Annotated in this window: 22 protein-coding genes; 4 read left to right on the top strand and 18 right to left on the bottom strand. The window is 45.4% G+C overall.

Going from position 1 to position 23,184, the window contains the following annotated elements:
• Nucleotides 1-137: 137 nt before the first annotated feature.
• The 3 genes from KNP94_RS01015 to KNP94_RS01005 are packed head-to-tail and all read right to left on the bottom strand — an operon-like array spanning nt 138 to nt 2,168.
• A complete protein-coding gene (locus tag KNP94_RS01015) occupies nt 138-563 on the bottom strand; it encodes a Fur family transcriptional regulator (RefSeq protein WP_029332963.1) in 426 nt (141 codons plus the stop codon).
• Complete coding sequence (locus KNP94_RS01010; protein WP_029332962.1) at nt 535-1,404, bottom strand: metal ABC transporter permease; 870 nt, start codon at nt 1,402-1,404, stop codon at nt 535-537. Before KNP94_RS01010 ends, KNP94_RS01015 begins: the two co-directional genes overlap by 29 nt.
• Nucleotides 1,401-2,168, bottom strand: coding sequence for a metal ABC transporter ATP-binding protein (locus KNP94_RS01005; RefSeq protein ID WP_214800979.1), 768 nt, complete (start codon nt 2,166-2,168; stop codon nt 1,401-1,403). Before KNP94_RS01005 ends, KNP94_RS01010 begins: the two co-directional genes overlap by 4 nt.
• A 217-nt stretch (nt 2,169-2,385) precedes the next feature.
• Here KNP94_RS01005 and KNP94_RS01000 point away from each other — a divergent pair, with 217 nt between their 5' ends.
• The 3 genes from KNP94_RS01000 (at nt 2,386) to KNP94_RS00990 (ending at nt 6,329) form a co-directional block, all read left to right on the top strand.
• Nucleotides 2,386-3,924: a Ppx/GppA phosphatase family protein gene (locus KNP94_RS01000; RefSeq protein ID WP_214765414.1), complete on the top strand. Its 1,539-nt coding sequence runs from the start codon at nt 2,386-2,388 to the stop codon at nt 3,922-3,924.
• Nucleotides 3,921-6,080 (top strand): RNA degradosome polyphosphate kinase, encoded by a 2,160-nt coding sequence (locus KNP94_RS00995; protein WP_088836569.1) that lies wholly within the window; start codon nt 3,921-3,923, stop codon nt 6,078-6,080. The genes KNP94_RS01000 and KNP94_RS00995 overlap by 4 nt, the downstream gene beginning before the upstream one ends.
• Before the next feature lie 75 nt (nt 6,081-6,155).
• Nucleotides 6,156-6,329, top strand: coding sequence for a XapX domain-containing protein (locus tag KNP94_RS00990; RefSeq protein WP_014969827.1), 174 nt, complete (start codon nt 6,156-6,158; stop codon nt 6,327-6,329).
• 54 nt (nt 6,330-6,383) lie between these two features.
• On the opposite strand, the gene KNP94_RS00985 is transcribed toward KNP94_RS00990, so the two are convergent.
• From KNP94_RS00985 to KNP94_RS00950, 8 genes are all read right to left on the bottom strand, one after another.
• A complete protein-coding gene (locus KNP94_RS00985; protein ID WP_088836568.1) occupies nt 6,384-6,566 on the bottom strand; it encodes a FeoB-associated Cys-rich membrane protein in 183 nt (60 codons plus the stop codon).
• Nucleotides 6,567-6,582: 16 nt separating this feature from the next.
• Complete coding sequence (gene feoB, locus KNP94_RS00980; RefSeq protein WP_215115092.1) at nt 6,583-8,559, bottom strand: ferrous iron transport protein B; 1,977 nt, start codon at nt 8,557-8,559, stop codon at nt 6,583-6,585.
• A complete protein-coding gene (locus tag KNP94_RS00975) occupies nt 8,556-8,792 on the bottom strand; it encodes a FeoA family protein (protein ID WP_029332956.1) in 237 nt (78 codons plus the stop codon). Before KNP94_RS00975 ends, feoB begins: the two co-directional genes overlap by 4 nt.
• A gap of 128 nt (nt 8,793-8,920) precedes the next feature.
• Nucleotides 8,921-9,535, bottom strand: a complete 615-nt coding sequence (locus tag KNP94_RS00970) for a hypothetical protein (RefSeq protein ID WP_088836566.1) — start codon at nt 9,533-9,535, stop codon at nt 8,921-8,923.
• A gap of 19 nt (nt 9,536-9,554) precedes the next feature.
• Complete coding sequence (locus tag KNP94_RS00965; RefSeq protein ID WP_088836565.1) at nt 9,555-10,454, bottom strand: deoxyribonuclease IV; 900 nt, start codon at nt 10,452-10,454, stop codon at nt 9,555-9,557.
• Nucleotides 10,455-10,558: 104 nt separating this feature from the next.
• Nucleotides 10,559-11,911 (bottom strand): DEAD/DEAH box helicase, encoded by a 1,353-nt coding sequence (locus KNP94_RS00960; RefSeq protein WP_034801484.1) that lies wholly within the window; start codon nt 11,909-11,911, stop codon nt 10,559-10,561.
• Nucleotides 11,912-11,979: 68 nt separating this feature from the next.
• On the bottom strand, nt 11,980-12,933 hold the full coding sequence (locus KNP94_RS00955) for a sugar ABC transporter substrate-binding protein (RefSeq protein ID WP_088836564.1): 954 nt from the start codon (nt 12,931-12,933) through the stop codon (nt 11,980-11,982).
• Complete coding sequence (locus KNP94_RS00950; RefSeq protein WP_088836563.1) at nt 12,923-14,710, bottom strand: two-component system sensor histidine kinase NtrB; 1,788 nt, start codon at nt 14,708-14,710, stop codon at nt 12,923-12,925. Before KNP94_RS00950 ends, KNP94_RS00955 begins: the two co-directional genes overlap by 11 nt.
• A 147-nt stretch (nt 14,711-14,857) precedes the next feature.
• Between KNP94_RS00950 and KNP94_RS00945 the strand changes: the two genes are divergently transcribed.
• Nucleotides 14,858-15,805, top strand: a complete 948-nt coding sequence (locus KNP94_RS00945; protein WP_029332951.1) for a 4-hydroxy-3-methylbut-2-enyl diphosphate reductase — start codon at nt 14,858-14,860, stop codon at nt 15,803-15,805.
• A gap of 394 nt (nt 15,806-16,199) precedes the next feature.
• Here KNP94_RS00945 and KNP94_RS00940 read toward each other — a convergent pair whose 3' ends face one another.
• From KNP94_RS00940 to ccpN, 7 genes are all read right to left on the bottom strand, one after another.
• Nucleotides 16,200-17,315: a Nif3-like dinuclear metal center hexameric protein gene (locus KNP94_RS00940; RefSeq protein WP_088836561.1), complete on the bottom strand. Its 1,116-nt coding sequence runs from the start codon at nt 17,313-17,315 to the stop codon at nt 16,200-16,202.
• Nucleotides 17,315-18,031 carry a tRNA (adenine(22)-N(1))-methyltransferase gene (locus tag KNP94_RS00935; protein ID WP_088836560.1) on the bottom strand — a complete coding sequence of 239 codons (717 nt, stop codon included), beginning with the start codon at nt 18,029-18,031 and terminating at the stop codon, nt 17,315-17,317. The genes KNP94_RS00940 and KNP94_RS00935 overlap by 1 nt, the downstream gene beginning before the upstream one ends.
• A gap of 144 nt (nt 18,032-18,175) precedes the next feature.
• A complete protein-coding gene (cccA, locus tag KNP94_RS00930; RefSeq protein WP_029332948.1) occupies nt 18,176-18,517 on the bottom strand; it encodes a cytochrome c550 in 342 nt (113 codons plus the stop codon).
• A 155-nt stretch (nt 18,518-18,672) separates the two neighbouring features.
• Nucleotides 18,673-19,758: an RNA polymerase sigma factor RpoD gene (rpoD, locus tag KNP94_RS00925; protein WP_012369736.1), complete on the bottom strand. Its 1,086-nt coding sequence runs from the start codon at nt 19,756-19,758 to the stop codon at nt 18,673-18,675.
• A gap of 34 nt (nt 19,759-19,792) precedes the next feature.
• Nucleotides 19,793-21,589, bottom strand: coding sequence for a DNA primase (gene dnaG, locus KNP94_RS00920; protein ID WP_353048324.1), 1,797 nt, complete (start codon nt 21,587-21,589; stop codon nt 19,793-19,795).
• A gap of 127 nt (nt 21,590-21,716) precedes the next feature.
• Nucleotides 21,717-22,526, bottom strand: coding sequence for a pyruvate, water dikinase regulatory protein (locus tag KNP94_RS00915; protein ID WP_029332946.1), 810 nt, complete (start codon nt 22,524-22,526; stop codon nt 21,717-21,719).
• Nucleotides 22,527-22,540: 14 nt separating this feature from the next.
• Nucleotides 22,541-23,170, bottom strand: a complete 630-nt coding sequence (gene ccpN / locus KNP94_RS00910) for a transcriptional regulator CcpN (RefSeq protein ID WP_029332945.1) — start codon at nt 23,168-23,170, stop codon at nt 22,541-22,543.
• Between the last annotated feature and the right edge of the window lie 14 nt (nt 23,171-23,184).

The raw sequence follows: 23,184 nt of genomic DNA, 5'->3' as shown, positions 1-23,184 counted from the left end.
ACAAAGGCAGTCGATCCTGAAACCAAAAAAGGGATTGCCCACTTAAGTATGGCAATCCCTTTTTCTTGATTGTTTTGTTCAAAATCAACTTGTTCCCCTTCATCCTCATATGATCCTCTAGAAGAAGTTATTCTGAGTCAGACAGATTGGCAATCGGCACACCGACCATAGATTTCAAACTTATGATCTTCAACCTCAAAACCAGACGCTTTGATTGGTGACATTAATTCCATCGGGCACACGTTCAGCGTTTGCGTCTTTCCACAAGCGCGACAAATTAAATGATGATGATGTTGTCCCGACTGACAAGCAGCACGATATTTCATTTCACCGTCGAGTTCCGTCGTTTCTAAAATATTGATTTCCGCAAAGTCGTTTAAGTTACGGTAAATCGTATCGTAACTTAGCGACGGATGAGAGGTCCGTAATTCTTCCGCGATTTCTCGAGCACTGACATACCGGTTCGCTTCAAAGAGATACGCCAGTAAATCAAGCCGCTTCGGCGTTGCTTTAAATCCGGAAGCTTTCATTTGTTCACGCGCTTGTTCGATCTGTTTCTGCATGCGTTTTTCCTCCAATCCAAAACCGTTCCACTAACATCACGATGATGAGTTCAGCAACAGCAAGCATGACAATCATTCCGCCAGGTGCTAAATCGAATTGATAGGCAAGAATCAACCCGGCGACCGTCGCGACTTCACCAAAGATGATTGCAAACAAAATCGTCGTCTTGAAACTTTTTGCAAAACGAAGCGCCGCTGCGACGGGTAATGTGATTAAACTAGAGACGAGTAAAATGCCGACGACGCGCATACTGATTGCAATGACGAGCGCTACGACAATCATAAATAAGATATGCACAAGACGTAAACGAATACCCGAGACACGCGCCTGTTCTTCATCAAAGGATAAAAAAAGTAATTCCTTATAAAAAGCGATGACGAACAAGATAACGATTCCCGTCACGATTAAAATGGTATAGACATCCGTCAATGTGACAGCCGAGACCGTTCCGAACAAAAAGGACACTAAGTCCATTGAAAATCCATTCGCCAAGCTGATAAAAATTGCCCCAAGTCCCATCCCGGTCGCCATGATGATCGGAATCGCAAGTTCTTGAAAATGTTTATATTTCGCGCGCAACCAGTCAATCGTCAACGCCGCGATGACGGCCGTCACAATCCCTAAGTAAAGAGGGTTCAAACCGGATAAACTTGCGACCATTCCTGAAATCAACAGACTGAGTGCAATTCCAGCAAGTGTGACGTGAGACAAGGCATCGGCGATGAGACTCATCCGGCGTACGACGACGAACGACCCAATCAGCGGTGCCGTAAACCCAATCAAGACTGCTGCGACGAGTGCGTACTGTAAAAATTTTAATGTCATAAAGGCTTCAATCACTGGACGCCCTCCCCTTCATGGACAAGCACACGTCCCGGTACCGGATAAAGTGAACGAATCGTCTGCTCATCAAGTTCCCAGTATTCCTTAATACCACAGTTGCAACCAAGACGTCCGTCCACGAGATGAATGACGTCCGTGACGAGCTTACTGACAAAATGAATATCATGGGTGACGAGAACAAACGTCCGCTTCTTATCACGTCGTAGTTCTTCTAAAATTTCATAAAATTCTTTGACATACCGCTGGTCGACACCGACTGTCGGTTCATCGAGAATCATCAAGTCCGGATCATTGACGAGTGCACGCGCGATAAAGACGCGTTGTTGTTGTCCCCCCGATAAATCACCGACCTTCGAGTCGCGCCGCTCCCACATGCCGACTGTCTCAAGCGCCGTTTTCACTTTTTCACGATCTTGTTTCGTTACACGGCGAAATAACCCTTTTTTCGCGTACAGCCCCATTTCGACGACTTCAGCGACCGTCACAGGAAAACCGGAGTTAAACGAAGCCGCCTTTTGCGAGACATAACTGATCCGCCACCAGTCATTGAAATTCGACTGATTTTGTCCGAACAGGCGAATCGATCCTTTCGGGTTCAACAGCCCAAGCATACATTTAATTAACGTCGACTTCCCGGATCCATTTTCGCCAACAATGGCGAGAAATTGTCCTTGCTCAACTGTGAATGACACATTGTTCAATACACGGCGATCCGGGTAATCGTACGTTACTTGATTAATCTCAATAATCGGTTCATTCATTTGTCTTCACTCCTTCCGTTTTTTAAAACGGAATAATTACGTCTTATCAACTTTTCCATTATAGCCCCGCTCCCTGACTGACGCAACTGATGTAACTTTTTTAAACGTTATCGTTTTTTCAGTTAGTCACAAGGTACAATAAAGAAAGATACACTCCCGTTTCTCACCGTATCGTTTCGGGAACAGTTTACTATATGTGAAAGGAGTCGGGATATCTTTGAAAAACGAATTAGCAGTCATCGACATCGGATCGAACTCGATCCGTTACGTCATCTTCCACCCAATCGATTCAGGTCGCTACATCGAAAAAATTAACGTGAAGGTGGTCGCTCGACTATCCGCTCATATCGATCAAGACGGAGCACTCGATCAAGCGGGAATCGACATCTTATCTGACACACTCCAACGGTTTCATGAAATCGGTTTGACGCACAACGTTGAAGAAACGTTCTGCGTCGCGACAGCTGCCATTCGAAATGCCACGAATCGCCAGGAGATCGTTGAGACTGTTGACCAGACGACTCCATTTTCGATGCGTATCCTATCCGACGAGCAAGAAGCCTACTATGGCTATTTCGCCATCATTAACTCGACCTTCTTGACAGATGGTTATTCCGTCGATATCGGCGGCGGTTCGATGGAAGTGACGTTGATCGAAAATCGCGAGATGGTCGCCTATCACAGTTTTCCGTTCGGAGCCGTCACGTTGACACGCCAGTTCATCTCCGGTGAGACGATGACCTCAAGTGAACAAAAGAAATTGATTAAATTCTTAAAAGAGCAGTTCGCTGAAATTCCTTGGCTTAAAGAAAAAAAATTGCCGTTGATCGGTGTTGGTGGTTCTGCCCGAAACTTCGTCCGCATCCATCAGTCGACTCTCGATTATCCACTTCACGGGATCCATCAATATCAAGTCCGGACAAAAGAACTCGGAAAACTCGTTGACGAGCTTGAAGACAAGTCACCAAAACACCTTGGGAAAATTGAAGGGTTATCAAAAGATCGAGTCGATATCTTCCTACCTGCCCTGATTGCGATTCACGAACTCGCGTTACATATCGAGGCCGACCAATTCGTGATGAGTAACTATGGTTTGCGCGAAGGACTCGTCTATGAGTACGACTTACACGAAGGTAACCAACGCCGTGTTGAAAACGTCCGCGAAGAAAGTCTGTTTCAACTCGAAAGTGATTATAAAGTCAATCGCGATCGGATGAATTACCTCGGCACGCTCGCTAAATCACTATATCGTCAACTCGTCTCACTCGACATCATTCCGGAACGCGCCGCCGATTTACGATTACTTGATTCAGCGAGTCGTCTGCTTTACTGCGGACAGTATATCAATCCAGATACGCGGTCGAACCAGACCTTTTATTTATTGACGAATACGGACTTGAAAGGCATGACGCATAAAGATCGGCTTGCGCTCGCGCTCGTCAGCTCTTATTCATCGTCCAAACGGATGCAACAACTCTTGAAACCATTTAAAGATTGGTTTTCCGATAAATCAATCGAGCGGTTCGATTTGCTTGGATCACTTCTTAAGCTTGCCGATGCACTCGACGTGACGGAGCGTCGCGCCGTCGACAGTGTCGAACTGCACATTGAAAACGAGGCCCTGCTCCTGACGCTCGATACGGGTGATCATGATTATGGATTTGAAGTCGAAAAAGCCGAAAAACAAAAGAAACATCTCGAACGCGTCATCGACCAGTCGATTGAACTGCAAACGAAAGGAAGTCTTACTTCATGAAATTCGATTCTCCAGACTACTTTAATAATCGCGAAATCAGTTGGCTCCAGTTTAATGAACGTGTGCTCGGAGAAGTCTTAGATACACGAAATCCGTTGATGGAACGATTGAAGTTTTTAGGAATCTTCAGCTCCAACTTGGACGAATTTTATATGGTACGTGTCGGTGGATTAAAGGATGAGGTCCTGGCCGGGTTCAACAAGCCGGAAAACAAACAGCAGTTGACGCCGAAGCAGCAACTGCGCGCAATTGCCGCGAAAACAAAAGAGCTCGTCGAACAGCAATATGAGGCATTCAAGGAAATTAGTACTGCTTTAAAGAAAGAGTCGATTTTCTTTTTAAAGCACGAGGAATTAAACGAAGTTCAGTCCGAATATGTGAAGGCGTTTTTCCGTGATCAAGTTTTCCCTGTACTGACACCGGTCGCAGTCGATGCCTATCGCCCCTTTCCGATGTTATCATCGAAGTCGCTCAATATCGCGACTGCACTCGAAGCAGAGGATGGTTCAAAGCGGAACTTAGCGCTCGTCCAAGTCCCTGCCGTCTTACCGCGTTTCGTCGATTTACCGGTCGACGATGAAGAGACGACGGCCGTCATCTTACTCGAAGATGTCATTATCTCCTTCATCGATTCGCTCTTTAAAGGTTATCGTGTCCTGTCTGCGATGCCATTTCGCATCACGCGAAATGCCGACCTCCCGTTTCATGAAGAAGGGACACATGACATTTTAAAACTGATTGAAAAGGAATTAAAAAAACGCCGGTGGGGGGTAGGGATTCGTCTCGAGATTCAAAAAAATGCCATCAATACAGAACTACTCAACATGTTGCGCGACGTGCTCGACTTACAAGATCGCGATATTTTCGCCGTCGACGGTCCAATCGATTTAACGTTCGCTTTCGCCTTTTATAGTCAAATCGGTGTCGAGTACGACCACTTGATCTATCAAACGATCATGCCAGTCGAACCACCTGCGCTCGAACAATCGAAAAACTTATTCGATCAGATTTTACAACGCGATTATTTGTTACATCACCCGTACCATACGTTCGATCCAATCGTCCGTCTGATTGGTCAGGCAGCTAATGATCCGAACGTACTCGCAATCAAACAAACGCTTTACCGTGTCTCAGGGGATTCCCCTATCATTAAAGCTTTAAAGACAGCCGTCGAAAATGGGAAACAGGTTACCGTTCTCGTCGAGCTGAAAGCCCGGTTTGACGAAGCGAAGAACATCGAGTGGGCAAAACAACTTGAAAAAGTCGGTGCTCACGTCATCTATGGGTATAGTGACTTAAAGACGCACTCCAAAATCACCTTGATCGTCCGCCTTCAAGAAGGACGAATTCAACGCTTCGTCCATCTCGGGACGGGGAATTATAACGATTCAACGGCGAAACTCTATACCGACATCGGTCTATTGACCGTCCGCGAACAATTAGCGGAAGATGCGACAAACTTCTTCAACTGGTTATCCGGATACGGGGAACAGCCGAAATGGAATGCGATCCACACGTCCCCTAATTCGATGCTTGAAAAATTCTTATCATTGATTGATGACGAAATCAAATTTCATAAAAAACATGGCAACGGTCGAATCGTCGCGAAGATGAACAGTTTGACGGAAAAAGAAATCATCACGAAGCTCTATCAAGCATCACGTGCCGGCGTCCGCATCGAACTGATTGTCCGTGGCGTCTGTTGTCTCCGTCCACAAATCAAAGGTGTTTCAGAAAACATCAGAGTCACGTCTGTCGTCGATCGATACTTGGAGCACTCACGAATCTTTTATTTCCACCATAACGGAGAAGAACTGATTTACTGTTCGAGTGCCGACTGGATGACACGAAATATGCGCAAACGCATTGAAATCTTATTCCCGATCATCGATGAAGATCATAAAGAGTATTTGAAGGATTGCCTCGCGATGACACTGGCGGACAATATCAAAGCACGGGAACAAGGGGCGGATGGAGAATACGCTTACGTCACGCGTGGTAAACAAGCATGTGAATCGCAAATCTTGATTCAACATTATACGAACGACAAATTAAAATCAAAACCATCATTCGAAAACCCACTCGAACACAAATGGATTGCCATTGAACGAAAGGAAGATAAAATCTCGTTCGAGCCACAATCACCTCAAAAATAAATGTTGTTTAACGTCAGACATCTTCATATAATGAAAGTGTAAGCGTTTTTTTATATGAAGAAAGGACTGGAACTCATGCTACAACAAATTTTATTATCACTACTTGCCGGCATCATTTGTGGTGTCGTCTTTACCGCTCTTAAATTACCAATCCCGGCACCACCTGTCTTCCCCGCAATCGTCGGAATTTTTGGTGTCTTCCTCGGAATGAAAGTATTTCTATTCGTTGCCGATCGTTGGCCGTTTTAATGAAACAAAAAAACGTTCGCCTCATCCCTTTTTTAGGACGAGACGAACGTTTTTTTATTTCTTCAATGCTTCGGCGATGACATGATCCCAGTTCACATCATCACAAGCTGTTTTACACGTTGGTTCTACTTCACACGTCGCACATTTTCCCTTTTTCGCCTTTTTCGTAAAACGAACTAAAGAATAACCTGCGTATCCAAAGATTATCAATCCAATCAAAATATCGACAAGATGCATGTAATTCCCTCCAAGCTTATGAAAAACCGAGTAGTAGCCCTGTTTGATAAATGACGAAGGAGACACCATAGGCGACGAACAATCCATAGAGACTTGCAACCCACGTCAGCTTCGCGCTTCCGACTTCACGTCGAATGACGGCGACGGTCGCGAGACACGGAACATACAGTAATACGAATGCCATGAAACTATAGGCACTGAGTGGCGTGAACTGCCCTGACAACTGACGACCGAGTTCTGATTCATTGACGGCATAGATGATTGCCATCGTTGAAACAACGACTTCCTTCGCCAAAAATCCGGTAATTAAGGCAGCACCTGCCTGCCATGTCCCAAAGCCGATTGGAACGAGGAGCATTGCAATCACTCCACCAATCATCGCGAGAAAACTATCATTCATATTGACATCGAATCCAGCTGGTCCCGTATAAGCGAGCAACCAAATGACGACTGATCCCCCAAAGATGAACGTACCGGCTTTTCGAACAAACCCTTTTCCTTTTTGCCATGTACTCCGCCATAACGTCAACCATTGCGGTACCCGGTATGGTGGTTGTTCGACCATGAAGAGACTTGTCGCATCTTCGGCCGCTAGGATTTTTGAAAATACTTTTGCCGCAATCAGCGCAAGTACGATTCCTAAAATATAAAGTGATAAGACAATCAATGCTTGATTACTCGCAAAAAAGCTACCGGCGAATACGGCATAAATCGGCAGTCGGGCCGAGCAAGACATGAACGGTGAGATGAAAATCGTCACCAGTCGTTCCCGCTCTTCTTCGACCGAACGTGCTGCCATGATACCAGGAACGTTACAGCCGAAGCCGATGATCATCGGAATAAAACTTTTCCCGTTCAAGCCAACCATTTGCATGAAACGGTCCATGACGATCGCGACGCGGGCCATGTACCCTGAATCTTCGAGAAACGAGATGAAGAAAAACAAGACGAAGATTTGCGGGACAAACACTAATACACCACCGACCCCTGCAATGACGCCATCAATTAATAAATCTTGAATGAATCCAGATGCCCCGATTGCACTTAGTATCCATACAACACCTGCTGAGAGCGGTCCTTCGATGAAGGCCGATAAGAGGTCCGATAACGGAGAGCCGACCCAATTAAACGTGATATGAAATAATCCATACAGTACGGCGAAAAAGATTGGTAACCCGAAAATCGGATGCGTAACGACTGCATCAATCCGGTCGGTCCTCGTTTTTTGATCCGTCTTCTCCTCGACGACAGCACTCGCTCGCATCGCGATTGCCCAGTTTCGGCGACACTCTGTAATGTGGGCATGAATGAAACGACCGAGTTGAGCTTCGAGTTGTTTTCGAATTTCGATAATTGAAGACGAACGTCGCTCCAGGTGTTCGACGAAAACACGATTCCCAGCCAAGTATTGAACAGCCATCCAGCGTTCGTTCAATTGCAGCGTTGCTTGTTCCATAATTTCTGTAATCGCCTGTTCCGTTGCCTCTCCGTAGTCAATATGCAGTGGAGTAACGGCTTCTGTCTTGAGTGATGTTAATAAGACATCACAGCCGTCTCCAGTCCGAGCGACAATCGGAAATATTTCTACCCCAAGTGCCGTCGCGAGTGCCCTCGCATCAATCTGTGTTCCCCGATTAGTCGCGACGTCAATCATATTCAATCCAATTTGAAGTGGTTTTCCAATCTCAAGCAGCTGTGCCGTCAATTGCAAGTTCCGCTCTAACTGCGATGCATCGATGATATTAATCATGGCGTCGAATTGTTCTTCCATTAAAAAACGGGCGACGACCGCTTCATCGGCCGATAGCGGGTCCAAATCGTAGACGCCGGGCAAATCGACTAGCTGTCCCCGCCCACCGTGTAATTTCCCGATTTTTTTATCAACCGTTACCCCCGACCAGTTGCCGACATGGGCATATGATCCGGTCAAGCGGTTAAATAATGACGTCTTCCCCGTGTTCGGGTTACCGAGTAAAGCAATCCGTTGCGTCATGGTGAATACACCTCAATCTTTTTTGCATCGCTGCGCCGAATCGCAATCATTTGATGATGATCTCTTTGTTCTATTGTCAAAGGACCTTGAAAGCTCGCCCGTCTCTTGACGACGACTGGACAACCTTCATAAAAACCAAGCGCGAGTAAGCGTCTTCGTAATCGATCCTCGATTTTATTTAAGTTGGTCATAACAACGGGTTTGTTGATTGGAATCGTTGCTAAATCAATCATTATGGTTCCCCCATCTGATACATTTTTCATTGATAACAATTATCATTGTTGATTATAACACGTTTTTCTATAATAAAAAAAAGCTGGTAGTGATTCGATGTGTGAACATCTTGTCACTATCAACTTTCTTACGGTTCATCTGAGGTTGCCGCAACATCGATCAAGGACTCAGACCTTTGATGAGCTAAACGATGGCATGAAGGACAGAGCGTCAGGAACTGATTGTTTTCCTGATGCCACTCTAAAATGGACTGGTTTTTTTGTCCACAATGTTCGCAAGCTTCCGCTAACTGACCGATATGATTCCGCTCATGAAATTTCTCCTGCCTGCGTTGCTTCGCTTCCTCAATCGTCGTAACGTCGGTTTCGAAATACCCGTACTGCCACGCTTCGACAAGGCGTTGACGAACACTCACCTGAACCATCCCCGATTCAACCTTCAAATCTGTCAGTGGTGTGCCAAGTAACGGATGATGTAAGTCGACGCTAATTAAATCAAGACACGCGTATGTCCGCTCGACTCCGTCTGCCTCTACTCGCCAGTGAGGATCAGATGGGCGTGTCGTATATTCACTGAACAACGTTTCCGCATAAGCGATTATCCCCATTTTTGTCGCTAAAAAAACTTCTTCACCCGCTTCTAAATCTGCTGGTAAATAAAAGGGTTCCTTCGTTTCATAATAATGAACGACCGCCTGCCGTAAAGCAAAATCTGATTCATCAACGACTAGTAGATGGCACACGTCCTTACACCTCTCTCGTTTAAATGGATGTTCCGATGAGCGGTAATCGCCACTCTGCATCAAAGTTCCCTGACCGCAACATCGCGATTTCTTCTTTATAGGGTGCCACTTTCTTTTTCGGATCAAGCCCGATATACGGTGTCTCTAAAATTTTTGGTAAATGAGCAAGCGCTTGATGATGGACGATCCGATGTAATGTGTCAAATCCAATTTCACCAAAACCGATGTTTTCATGACGGTCTTTTTTCGCACCACGGACGTTTTTCGAGTCATTAACGTGGATGACACCAAGGCGATCGAGACCGACGACCCGGTCAAACCGTTCGAGTACCCCGTCTAAATCGTGGACGATGTCATATCCTGCATCATGGACGTGACACGTATCGAGGCAAATCGACAAGCGGTCGTTGTGTGTGACCCCATCAATGATTTGTGCCAATTCTTCAAACGTCTTCCCGATTTCAGACCCTTTCCCTGCCATCGTTTCGAGTGCGATTTTTACTTTTTCATTTCCAGATAAGACTTCGTTCAATCCTTCGATGATTCGTTTAATTCCGATATCCTCACCGGCACCGACATGGGCACCAGGGTGTAAGACGATATGTTGCGCCTTTTCAAGTGCTTCCGCGCGTCGAATTTCTTCTGCCAAGAATGATACGGCTAATTCAAAGGTTTCCGGTTTCGTCGTATTGCCAAGATTGATGATATAAGGGGCATGGACGACAATCTCTTCAATCCCATTTGCCTCCATGTGCAATAATCCTTCTGCAATCCGTAATTCCTCAATCGGTTTTCTTCGTGTATTTTGAGGTGCTCCTGTATACACCATCATCGTTGTCGCGCCATATGACGCCGCTTCCTCACTTGCACCAAGTAACATCTTTTTCCCCGATAAGGAGACGTGTGAACCAATTTTCATCCTGTATTCCACCTTTCGCTCTACTTACAGTGTACCAAACGTCGGAAAAAAAACAAAAAATCCCTAGGACGAGAAGCTTCTTCTCATCCGTAGGGAAACGTGACTTATTTTGATTTACTCGCATTCGCCTTACGTTCTGCACGTCCGACGCCACGCTGTTCTTTAATCCGCTCACGTTTTGCTGTTTCTTTTAACTTATACTGGTGTTTCTTTTTATAGCCAGGTTTGACGCGTTTTTTCGCTTTAGCCGCTTCACCTGATAAACGGCTATGTGCCGTTTTCGAGACAGCCGTCTTCATGTGTGGTTTCGCACGACGACGCTCTTTGACTTCGCTGACTTGACCACTCTTGACATCGACATTGATGAATTCGATGCCACGGTCTTCAAGACGGTTGATTGAACCATTCTCATGATCTTCAAACAACGTGTACGCAAGTCCTTCTTGGTCGACTCGACCCGTCCGTCCGACACGGTGCACGTAGAAATCAAGATCTTTCGGAATGCCGTGGTTGATGACATGTGAGACACCCGAAATATCGATGCCGCGTGCTGCTAAATCCGTTACGATAACGTATTGGAATTTCGCTTCGTTGATTTCTTTGATTGCTTGTTTCCGGCGTCGTGCGGGTAGGTCACCGTGAAGTGAACCGACATTTAAGCCTGCTTCAAGGAACGATGCTTCAAGTTCAATCGCTTCTGTTTTCGTGTTTGTAAAGACGAGACAGATGTACGGGTTGAGTGCTTTCGCTAATTTCAACGCTAAGTCTGAACGATCACGGTGCTTGACGGGAACCGTATGATGGACGATTTTTTTCGCCGTCTGTTGTTTTGGATCAACATGTGCATAACGTGGGTTGTTCATATACTTCTTGAGAAACGGTTGAAGTTTCTCAGGAATCGTCGCTGAGAAGACCATCATCTGAAGTTTCTCAGGAAGTGCTTGGGCAATCCGGTCCACTTCTGGTAAGAAGCCCATGTCAAGCATCTGATCGGCTTCATCGATGACATAGTTTTTGACGAAGTGCGGTTTTAACGCTTGCTCTTTAAAGAGGTCTAAAATGCGACCTGGCGTCCCGATGACGATTTGTGGTGAAACTTTGACGCGCCCGATTTGACGTTCACGATCCATCCCACCTGTGATGAGGCTCGTTTTGATATAGTCTGGGTTCTTCACGAGAATTGATTTTAATTCTTCGTGGATTTGCCATGCTAATTCACGTGTCGGTGCAACGATGATTGCTTGCATTTCTTGTAATTCTGGATTGATGTTTTGAACCATCGGTAAGAGGAATGACAAGGTCTTCCCTGTTCCAGTTTGTGATTGACCAATGATATCGCGACCCTTAAGGGCAGCCGGAATAATCCGTGATTGAATATCCGTTGGTTTTTTAATACGTGCGTCTTCGAGTGCTTCGACGACGAACGGGTGCAAATCAAAATGGGTAAATCCATTCATCTTCGTCACCTTCCTTTCTCCTGCTTAAACAACTAAAAGTGATTGTGTCACTTTTATCATCTATTTACTTAGTTCAACATGGGTATGGGTCTACTACCGTCATACAGATAAGAATACGTATAGAAACGATCTGGAATTTTTTTATTTTTCGTATGAAGCTTCAACGCGCTGAAGGCGACTTGCATCATCTCTTCAGCGGACTGGACAACCGTCGCATCCATCGATTTCATGTCAACAGCTTCTAATATAGCACGATTCCCGTCGATTCCGACAACTATTTTTCCGGAAATGTCTGCTTTTTTCAAGGCTTCGAGCACACCTAACGCAATATCGTCATTGTGACAGTAGACCGCATCGAATTCCGTACCGGACTCGATGATCCGACGCATGACGCGTTCTGATGTCACCGGATCATAGTCACCACTTGCTGAATTGACAATCGATATCCCGGGTTCTGTCACGATTCCTTTAACGAATCCGTTATGCCGTTCATTCGTCGTGTGTATGTTCGTCGTCCCCGTAATTTCAACGACTTTTCCTGTTGCAGTTCCATTTCGTCTAATCAGTTCGTTTTTGACATATGAAGCAAGTTGTTCACCAATCATCTGATTGTTCGACGTCACCGAGCTGACGACTGCATCAGATCGAATCAATCGGTCAATCGCAAAAACGGGAATCCCATTTTTTTCTGCTTCTTCTAATGCGCTCGTAATATAAACATCGTCAAACGTCGTGATAAATATCGCGTCGACCTTCAATTTGATGAATTCACGAATTTGCTCTCGTTCACTGATGCGGGAGTTATGTGACGTCGCCACGACGGCTTCATACTTATTTACTTTTGCCTCGGCTTTAAACGCTGTAATCAACCGTTGGGCGAATTCATGTTTATCGTTGACGATTGTAAAGGCGACAACGTCACGGTCAGGATTTTCCTCCTGACCTACGAACAGATTTGAAATCAGCAGGATTGAGGCCGTCCAAACAAAGAGGACAAGCAACCATGACTTATTAAACTTCATCCTGGTCTCCTCCTCGTGGTAAGTGAATTTGGACTGTCGTACCGACACCAACCTTGCTATCGAACTCAATTTTTCCATTATGCTCACGAACGATGCGACTTGACATATAGAGACCTAAACCATTGCCATCCGCTTTCGATGTCTTAAAGGCTTGCCCAATCGTTTCGAGTTGGGGTTCTGTCATGCCGACACCATTATCTTGAACAATGAAGACGAATTGATTCGTGTAGACGTGTAGATGCAAATGACAAATCCCATCTGCACCACGCGACTGCACTGCTTGTAAGGCATTACGAACACAGTTCGACAAGATTTGTGACAAACCGTTTTCAGAGGCATAGAGATTCGGCATATGCGCCGGCGTATAAATTTTACAATCTGCTGCTTCTGCGTATGTCTCGGCGTGTAAACGCGCTTCTGCTTCCATGATGAATTTAAATTTTTTCATGAATTCGTTCATGTCAATCATCGACATCTTTAATACCTCGCCGCCACCTTTAGAGAGGTCGAGCATCGTCTCAATCATTGCGTTGGCACGATCTAGTTCTGATAAGGCTAACGCCAACATTTCCGGACTATTGTTCTCTTGCTCCGTCAAAAGTTGGAGCGTCATTTTGACTGGCGTCAATGGATTGCGGATTTCATGCGCGATTCCTGCCGCGAGCTGACCGAGCGAGGCTAATTTTTCTTGGTGTAACATCGCTTGTTGTTGACTCAATTGTTCGACTCGCGCGTTTTCCATCCGCTGGGCATACTCATTGTAAGCAGACACTAATGTTTTTACTTCGTTCGACCCCGATCGTTCCAATTCAATCGGTTGTGGCGTCGTGCTTTTTTCGATTTTTTGTACGAGCTCGAGTAAGGGTGCTGTCAGTTGACGTGACATGAGGTACCCGACGATTAGACTGAGGACGAGCGTCAACGCTGCGATGACAAGATATTGTTGGCGTGTCGTATACACGGGTTCGTAAAAGACACTCCGGGGTGTCCGAACAAGAATTTTCCAATCCGTCACTTTTAAATCACGTGCAAAATAATACATGTCTTTGTTCGTACTGAAGATATCGTATGGTTCTACCGTTTGAAATGCCCGGTCGACGACACTTTGAGTCAAGACACGTTCTTTGTCGGTCACGAGGTTTCGCGAAGTCGCGAGCGGCTCTCCTTTACTGTTAAAAAGATAGGCCATCGTTTCGTCGTCGAACGATTCGAGTGAATTCCGAAAGACAAGTGAATTCATCAGACTTAATCCACCACCAAAAATCCCAACCCGTTCACTGCCGTTACGAACCGGAACATACATATACGTGAGATAATCCGACTGTAACGGATATCGTTTACTCATATGAAAGTCTGTACTCGTCAAGGCCTGAAGAAAATCATCATCTTCTAGAATCTTTGAATTTCGGATGCGTCGATCTTCACTAGAAAACCATGTGAATTTTTTAGTCTTTAAATCATAGTAGAAGAAACTCTTAAAACCCGTATCGATATCGAGTAAGTTCGTTTCGCGAACGACTCGTTCTAATTCATTCATATTGTCGACATTCAATTGCAGACCCATGATTTCTTCATGTAAATTCCCGATACTATCACGGAGTGCGTTGCTCGAGACCTCAACACTGTTTTCACTTTGTTTTTCCGTTTGCTGTTCAACCCGTGAAATCGTCACACGGTCAGCTGTGAAAGCAAGTGCCGCGATGACCAGACAAATTAGAATGAACAAAACAGCGGTGATTTGAAAAAAGTAAGACCGCATCATCTTTTTTGTCTCCAACGTATTGCCTCCTTCTCCATGATTTTTACAACTCAATTAGTATATCATGTTATCACTCTTGAATAGACTCCTCTATTTTCAATCATCTGCAATCAATGGTACACTCTAACTAATCATTCTTTCTACGCTAAAGGAGAATCAACACTTATGTTAGTAAAAAAAATCAGCCCTCGTGGTTATTGTTATGGTGTCGTTGACGCGATGAAGTTAGCGCAACAAGCCGCAATGAATGAAAACTTGCCACGACCTATCCATATTCTCGGTATGATCGTCCATAATGCTCACGTTACACATGAATTTGAACGAATGGGTGTTTTGACAGTTGATGGTCCTGATCGTCTTGAAGCACTCGAAACCATTAAAGAAGGAACGGTCATCTTTACAGCGCACGGAATTTCACCTGCCGTCTATGCGCGCGCTGCTGAAAAAAAATTAACAGTCGTCGATGCGACATGTCCTGATGTCACGCGCACACATGATTTAATCCGGACTGTCGTCGCTGATGACTATGAAGTCATCTACGTCGGAAAACACGGACACCCGGAACCAGAAGGTGCAGTTGGCGTCGCTCCTGAACATGTCCATTTGATTGAAAAAGTCGAAGACATCGAAGCATTGCCTGCCCACTTATCAACCAAAAAAATCATCGTCACGAATCAAACGACGATGAGCCAATGGGATGTCCAGGCCTTAATGGAACATGTCCGTAAAAAGTACCCGCACGTCGAAGTCCATAATGAAATTTGTAACGCGACGCAAGTCCGTCAAGAAGCTGTCGCCGATCAAGCGGGCGATTGTGATCTTGTGATCGTCGTCGGCGATCCACGTTCGAACAACTCGAATCGCTTGGCACAAGTTTCATTTGATATCGCAGGTACCCCAGCTCATCGTATCGGTGATTTGACTGAACTTGATTTAACATGGCTCGAAGGCGTGAATCAAGTCGGTGTCACTTCAGGTGCTTCTACACCAACACCAATCACGAAAAAAGTCATCGATTTCTTACAGCAGTATGACCCAGCTGATATCAGCACACATGATAAAACACCATTTCTTGAATTGCGTCGGATTTTACCAAAAGTAAAAATCTTGTAATAGACATTTAAAAACCGTACGGAACTTTAAGGTTCCGTACGGTTTTTAAATGTAGACAAACTCTTATAAAGAACTAAAATTCTATAGCGAGATGTTATCAGTTCGCGCTTCCCTGTCTCGCCTCGTCTTCAAAGCGGCAATGTTCCGCGCCGTTACAGCAAAGCTGCAGGGTCGCGACCGATTGCTTTTCGCGGTTCTAAAGCGATTCAAGACGGATTTCGCTTTAAACCGTCTGCATGCCTGGATTTTCGTCACGGTATTACCTAAAAAGCGTCATGTTTCGTTGACTCCTACGGGAAAAGCAACGAAACATGACGCTTTTATCTTCCGATATCACTTTGTCTACACGCAAAAAACCGTACTGCACTTTAAAGTGCAGTACGGTTTTTTGCGTTCATAAAAATTTGAATGGATTCGTATTTGTCGTCGAGACGACCAATTCGACGTCGCGGATTTTTCGTTCCTCAAAACGTTTCTTCAGCTCATTGACGACGCCTTGTTTCATGACTGACTCGACGTGATGTCCAGGATCGACGACTGCTAAGCCGAGCGCCATTGCATCATGGGCGACGTGGAAGTACAGATCGCCCGTCACGAGGACATCTGCCCCGGCAAACGCCGCTGTTGAAACATGTTTATTGCCGTCTCCACCGAGTACGGCGACTTTTTTTATGAGGCGGTCCGATTCTCCCACAAAACGCAGGTTTTCAACACCGAACACATCACGGACATGTTCTGCGAACTGACGTAACGACACTGGTCGTTCGAGGTAACCGATTCTGCCAAGCCCTAACGGCTCAGCTGTCCGCTCCTGGCGCATGATATCATAAGCGACTTCTTCATAAGGGTGCGCTTTTTTCATCGCACGAATCACTTGTTTTTGATTCAGTTCCGTAACGATCGTCTCAATTCGGACTTCAGAAACTCGTTCGACTTGTCCGACATTGCCAATGTAAGGTACTGTCCCAGTCTCAGGTTTAAATTGTCCAGTCCCTACACTATGGAACTGACAGGCGCTGTAAGCACCGATTTGTCCCGCTCCTGCCTTCGTAAGCGCTTCTGATACCTGTTGTACGGCTTCTTGCGGAACGAAGACAACAAGCTTATAGACCGCGTTTTCAAATGTAGGTGACAAAACCGTTGTGTCGGTCAGTCCGATGGCTTCTGCCATCAAATCATTAACACCGCCTTGCGTTACGTCGAGATTCGTATGTGCCGCGTAAACGGCAATCTTATGTTCGATACACTTCATGACGATTCTTCCAGTCGCCGATTGATCGTTGACTTGCGCTAATTTACTAAAAATCGGCGGGTGATGGGCAATGATTAAATCGACGCCTTTTTCAATTGCTTCATCGACGACCGACTCCAAGACGTCAAGCGTCACCATGACACGCTTCACGTCTTTATTCAGCGTACCGATTTGTAGACCGATCGGATCCCCCGGCATCGCAAATTTTTTCGGTGAAAATGCTTCGAACTGTTCGATAATGAATTGACCGTTCGCCATCAGCTCGTCACCTCTTCCATTTTTTCGATCAAGCGGCGGATTGTCGTGATTTTTTCTTGGAGGAGCTCCGAGTCATTCCCACGCTGCATTTGTTCTAAAATAAATTGACGCTTTTGTTGTTCTGCTTGCCATTTTTCAATGAAAGCAGGTGCTTTTTCTCGCATGAGTTGCGGTCCAAATAACAATTCCCACTTCCGGATGTCCGCGTCCTCTGCGTAAATCATTTCTTCTCCTTTTTCTGCAACGAGAATCTCGTAAATCTTTCCATTCTCTTTAACGATGGCTTCCGACAGTAACGCATATCCATGTTCAAGTAACCATTTTCGAACATCGACAGCATCGACGTTCGGTTGAAGAATCAAGCGTTCTTCGCCCGATAAATGCGCCTTCCCTTCCTCTAAAATCGTTGCGATGAGCGTTCCACCCATGCCGGCAATCGTCACAGCCGTTACTTCTCCTGGAGTGAGAACCGTCAAACCACTCCCGAGACGTACTTCAATCTGTTCGTCTAATTGAACAAGCGCGACTTGCCCTTGTGCCGCTTCCATCGGCCCCACATTGACTTCGCCTGCGATGGCACGTTCGACTAAGCCTTGTTGGATACAATAACACGGGACGAATGCGTGATCGGAACCAATATCCGCGAGGACTGCTCCTTGTGGAATATATGAGACTACTTTTTTTAATCGTTGATCTAATGTGACGTGTGTTTGCAATGTATGTCATCCTTCCTCTTTCTAATCCATCTCTTTTTAAAATAGCTGACTTAGCCCAAAAAAGAAATACCGTGCTGTATGGCTTTTCCCAAATTCGTACAAGAAAAAAACACCTATCTCGGAGAAGAGACAGATGTTTTTGACTTATTTCTTTTCTGCAAGCCATTTCGCTAAAACAGTGGCTTCTTCGTCGTTAGCAAGACCCCCAGGCATTTGCCCTTTACCATTCATAGCGATGTCTTTGATTTCTTCTTCTTTCAGCTTCGCACCGACTTTAGTTAAGTTCGGACCTGCTCCGCCTTCGAGATTGCCGCCGTGACATCCTGTACATCCTTTTGATGCAAATAAATCTTCTGGCTTCATTTCAGCTGTTGATGGACCCTTTTCAGCTTCTTTCGCCTGATCTACGCCAAAGTATGACAATGAAATCATGGCAATGATTGCGATGATCGCAATCGCTGCGAACGGTACTAATGGATTACGCATTTGGATTTCCCCCCATATTCTATACCCAACCAAGTTGGTGACTGAATGGTATTCCCCGTTACTATTCTACTGTAAAAAAAACAGAGAAGGAAGAAAAAAACAAAACTTTTTCTTCCTTCTCACCAAATTTTCATATTTTCTTCACACTTTTAAAATCAATCCAAGAAGTCTTTCAGACGTTTTGAACGACTCGGGTGGCGAAGTTTACGTAAAGCTTTCGCTTCAATTTGACGAATCCGCTCGCGCGTAACACCAAATACTTTACCGACTTCTTCAAGCGTCCGTGTCCGACCATCATCAAGACCAAAACGAAGACGTAACACGTTTTCTTCCCGGTCCGTCAATGTATCGAGGACATCTTCAAGTTGTTCTTTCAATAATTCATACGCAGCTGCGTCTTGAGGCGCCGTTGCGTCTTGATCTTCAATGAAATCACCGAGATGCGAATCGTCCTCTTCCCCGATTGGTGTTTCGAGTGACACCGGTTCTTGAGCGATTTTTAAAATCTCACGTACTTTCTCAGGTGTGATTTCCATCTCTTTTGAAATTTCTTCAGGCGTCGGTTCACGTCCTAAGTCTTGTAGGAGCTGACGTTGAACACGAATCAATTTATTGATCGTCTCGACCATATGAACCGGAATCCGGATTGTACGTGCTTGGTCAGCAATCGCACGGGTAATCGCCTGACGAATCCACCATGTTGCGTAGGTCGAGAATTTGTATCCTTTTGTATAATCGAATTTCTCGACCGCTTTGATTAATCCCATGTTTCCTTCTTGAATCAAGTCGAGGAACAACATACCACGTCCGACGTAACGTTTTGCAATCGAGACGACAAGACGTAAGTTCGCTTCAGCAAGACGCTTTTTCGCTTCTTCATCGTTTTGTTCAATTCGTTTTGCAAGTTCGACTTCGTCCTCTGCATTCAAGAGATCGACACGACCGATTTCTTTCAGGTACATCCGGACAGGGTCATTGATTTTAACACCTGGTGGGACAGAGAGATCGTTTAAATCCGCCTCTTCTTTATCGTCACCCGTACCATCGTTGTTTACTTTGATACCTTCAGTCTCTAACAATTGAAGAAACTCTTCAAATTGTTGCGCATCCATCGATTCAAATGAGCTGAGCTTATCTTCGATTTTTTGATGCGATAGTTCCCCATTTTTATGTCCGAGCGCGATTAGTTCATCCTTCGCGAGACGGAGTATTTCTGCTTCTGATCTTGCTTTTTCTGCCATCGAACCATACACTCCTTCCACATCATGCAACAGGTCATCGATCTTTTAAGCGTCGTTTCCGTTCGATGATTGCCTGCATTAGTTCCGCTTGAGCACGGATATCTGTTTGTTGATTCAAACGTGACTTCTCTTCATCGAGTGTCCGTCGTTGTCGTTCATTTTGAACGGCGCGTATATAATGACTCAACAAATCCGGATCGTACTCCGGCATGAGCATAAACTCTAAATCGGCGACGATTCGTTGAAGCGATGCATCTTGTAACATCGTCAAGAAGCGGTCCGGATTTGCCGGAGCACCTGCTCCATAAAACTCATATAATTTACCGGCGATCAGCTGATGCGCCGGATCATTAAAATCGACTCCGAGTTGATCTCGGACTTCCATTCCAACCTCCTCTGACCGAATCATGTAAGCAAGTAAAAAACGTTCTGCTCGCTTCCAGTTCGTAAATGTTCGGTCTTGAGGTGCTGCGACGTTCGTTTGTCGTTCGACGCGACGTTCCTGCTTTACTTTAGGTGCTTGTAACGGTTTCACTTGTGACAATAACGATTCTTTCGATAACTGGAATTCTTCCGCTAGCTTACCAAGATAAATATCTCGAAGCAGAGGATTCGTTGTCCGATTAATCTCCTCAAGCATAGTTTCAATATATCGAACGCGTTCTCCTTCTAATCGCAAGTTTTTTCCTTGACGAAAATAAAAAGATTTGAATTCAAGACTTGAAACCCGTTCTTGTTCCACTAGACGAATAAATGTTTCTTCGGAATGAGTTCCGATGTACGAATCCGGATCTTCTTCATCCGGTAGCCGAATGACGGAACAATCTACCGCAACATCTTCAAGAAGACGTAATGCTTTAATCGTCGCTGCCCGACCGGCTTTGTCTCCGTCATAGCAAATAATGACTTCATCGACGATCCGTCCAAGATTTTGTGCATGGACAGGAGTTAAGGCCGTTCCTAAAGAGGCTACGGTATAGGATATACCCGCTTGAGCGACTCGTACAACATCTAAATTGCCTTCTACGAGCACAACTTGTTTATTTTTACGCATCGCGCCCCGTGCTTGTGCAAAACCGAACAGTAATTCACTTTTATTGAAGAGCGGTGTCTCTGCCGTATTGACGTACTTCGGGTCTCTTCCATCAATGGAACGTCCACTGAATCCAACAACCGTGCCATCACGATCTGAAATCGGAAAGACGACCCTGCCGTTAAATCGATCGCGATAATCGCCATCTCTACCTACAGAAATCAATCCAGCTTCCACCATTTCATCCAAGTCAAAATTACGCCGGGTCAAGGAGTCGACTGTAAAACGTTCTTGGTCTGGAGCATAGCCGAGTTTAAATTCACGCATCGCCGATTCGCCAATTCCCCGTTTTTCAAGATATTCACGACCGGCGTCACCAGCGGCTGTCTGTAACATGACTTCATGGTACAAATCAGCAACGATTCGATGCGCTTCACGCATCCGGTATTTCTTTTCTTGATCTGGTGTCGATTCAGTCTGATCAGATCGCTCGAACTCCGGTAATGTCACGTCCGTTCGATCAGCGAGTTTCGAGACGGCTTCCGGAAAACTCATCCCTTCCGTTTCCATGACGAAGGTGATGGCGTTTCCGCCCGCTCCACAACCAAAACAATAATACATTCCTTTATCAGGCGAGACCGAAAAAGAGGGGGATTTTTCTGAATGGAATGGACATAACCCTGAATACCGATTCCCTTGTTTTTTTAATTCTACACGTTCAGAGATTAGTTCAACGATATCCGTCGCTTGGCGAACCTGATCGACCAGTTCATCCGGAATTCTTTTCAATCGTCCCACCTCCTCTTCTCAACTCTTATATATATACCCGCAATGAAACGGAACGAATACTCGTTCCGTTTCATTGGAAAAATTGCATCATCTCATTTATCAGCTAGACTAGTATACTACGCAAGTACTTTCTTGACTAGTCATGTGCCTTTCCTGAAATTCCCGTCAAAATCAAGTTCGCTGTTTCTTCAACTGCCTTATTTGTCACATCGATGATTTGACAGCCAATCCGCTCATACAATTTTTTCGCATAATCAAGTTCACGATTGATGCGATCGATTTGTGCGTAGGCAGCTTCCGGTTTCAAACCAAGCGAACGTAACCGTTCCATCCGGATATCAATCAACTTCTCAGGAGAAATCAATAATCCGAAACACTTTTCTTTCGGAATATCGAAAAGTTCTTCTGGTGGTACAGATTCCGGAACGAGAGGAACATTCGCAACTTTGTACCGTTTCAAAGCAAGGTATTGTGAGAGAGGAGTCTTCGACGTTCGTGAGACACCAATCAAGACGATATCAGCCCGTTTAATTCCGCGTGGATCCCGACCGTCATCATACTTCACAGCGAATTCGACCGCTTCGATTTTCCGGAAGTATTCCTCATCCAAACGATAAATTAGCCCTGGCTCTTCTTTCGGTTGCATCCCGAGTCGATCTTCCATCGTATCAAGCAACGGTCCAAGTAAGTCGATTGCTTCGACTTCGTGAGCCTTCGCCGTCTCCGCAAGCAAACGACGGTGCTTCGCATGGACGATCGTATAAACAATCGTCGCCCGCTCTTCTTTCGCATGCAAAACGAGATCATAAATCACTTGATCGTCATCGACGAATGGGATCCGGACTGTTTCAATCGCCCGCTCCGGAAATTGAATCGCTGCTGCACGAACAACAAGTTCACACGTTTCACCCACTGAATCACTGACTACATAAATACGTTGTCTCATCTGTGAGCCTCCTCTTAAATTTCTTCATCTCTTGCTAACGCGACCAGTACTTTCGTCATGTTCGTCTTCGTCATCCGTCCGACGACTTTCAGGATGCCATCACTGTTTTCAACGACAGGCATCGAGTCGATTTGTTTTTCGATCAACTTCATCCCGGCCCCGATCAATGTTTCCGTTTTCTCACACACTGTCAAGTTCGGCATCCGCGTCATGATGATATTAACGGGCAATGAATCGAGTTCTTGGTTCCCGATTGCAGCTCGTAAAAAGTCTTTTCGTGATAAGACACCAACGAGTGCATGATCATTGCCAACGACGAAGAGCGAACCGACATCTTCTAAGAATAAGTGAACGATTGCGTCGTAAACGGTCATACTCTCATGAATCACCTTGGCAGAAGACATGAACTCGCCGACTGTCAACGTGTCGAGTTTCTCATGAAGCATCGAGGCGTTCTTTTTACCAACATACATATACCCGACGCGCGGACGCGCTTCGAGCATTCCTGTCATCGTCAAAATCGAGAGATCTGGTCGTAATGTCGCCCGCGTCAAGGAGAGCTCGGACGCAATTTGCTCTCCTGTGATCGGACCATTTTCTTTGACGATTTGGAGTATCTTTTTCTGCCGTTCATTTAACTTCATCGGCTCATCCGTCC

This window comes from Exiguobacterium sp. s80, from assembly GCF_018618725.1.
Lineage (GTDB): Bacteria > Bacillota > Bacilli > Exiguobacteriales > Exiguobacteriaceae > Exiguobacterium_A > Exiguobacterium_A oxidotolerans.
This window is presented reverse-complemented; position numbering and strand designations above follow the sequence as displayed.